At 65.8% G+C, this 1,194-nt stretch carries 2 protein-coding genes; one reads left to right on the forward strand and one right to left on the reverse strand.

Annotation, left to right across the window (positions count from 1 at the left end; translation table 11 throughout):
• On the reverse strand, nucleotides 1-237 hold a 237-nt coding region (locus FKP22_RS31060), incomplete at its 3' end, for an NAD(P)-binding protein (protein ID WP_170201202.1).
• Nucleotides 238-368: 131 nt separating this feature from the next.
• Between FKP22_RS31060 and FKP22_RS31065 the strand changes: the two genes are divergently transcribed.
• On the forward strand, nucleotides 369-1,194 hold an 826-nt coding region (locus FKP22_RS31065; RefSeq protein ID WP_141292019.1), incomplete at its 3' end, for an SPFH domain-containing protein.

Here is a 1,194-nt window from a genome sequence, read left to right on the forward strand (position 1 = left end):
CACGCTGCCCAGCGACAGCGCCAGCGTGCGCGGATCGGCCGAGACGTCCTTGTCGGCTGCTCGGGCATCGAACACCGTGACCTGCACCTCCGGCCAGCGCGTGCTGGCGAGCAAGGCCAGCGTCAGCCCGGCCGGCCCGGCGCCGATCACCGCCAGGCGCACAGGCTGGGAAGGTACCGTTTGCGGCGATGTGGGGCTCAGTGCTTCGAGGGGGGCGGTTTCGGCGGGGTCGTGCATGAGCGGCGGGTCAATCAGGTCAAGCGAACAACAGGCAATCGAGCGAGGGCGCTGGACGGCAGCGCCCTCGCGCGTATTATTCGCCGCGCCGGCAATCGGGCCGTGCTGCGAAGCCAGAAGGGGGTGCTGTCATGGGTTTGATGGATTTCATCAAGAAACAGTTCATTGACATCCTGGAGTGGACCGAGTCCGGCGACGGCACGCTGGCCTGGCGCTACCCGATGGCGGGCAACGAAATCCAGTACGGCGGCTCGCTGACGGTGCGCGAGAGCCAGATGGCGGTGTTCGTCAACGAAGGCAAGATCGCCGACGTCTTCGGCCCCGGCATGCACAAGCTGACCACGCAGACGCTGCCGGTGCTGACCTACCTGAAGAACTGGGACAAGCTGTTCCAGAGCCCGTTCAAGAGCGACGTCTACTTCTTCAGCACCCGCCAGCAGATCGACCAGCGCTGGGGCACCAGCCAGCCGATCACGATCCGCGACAAGGACTTCGGCGCGGTGCGCCTGCGCGCCTTCGGCAACTACGCCTACCGCATCGCGGACCCGAAGCTGTTCCACACCGAGATCTCCGGCACGCGCGACCGCTACACGGTTGAAGACCTGGATGGTCAGCTGCGCGGCCTGATGCTGCAGCACATCAGCGACGCGGTGGCGCAAAGCGGCATCCCCTTCCTGGACCTGGCGGCCAACCAGATCGAGTTTGCCAAGCAACTGCGAGATGCAACCGCTCCGTCCTTCGAGGCGCTGGGCCTGAAGCTGGAAGGCGTGACGCTGCAAAGCGTGTCGCTGCCCGAGGAGCTGCAGAAGATCCTGGACCAGAAGATCGGCATGGGCATGGTCGGCAACGACATGGGCAAGTTCATGCAGTACCAGACGGCGCAGGCGATTCCGAAATTTGCCGAAGGCGCCGGCCAGGGCGGCGGCATTGCTGGCGACGCGATGGGCCTGGGCGCCG

This window comes from Ideonella azotifigens, assembly GCF_006519715.1.
Lineage (GTDB): Bacteria > Pseudomonadota > Gammaproteobacteria > Burkholderiales > Burkholderiaceae_C > Ideonella > Ideonella azotifigens.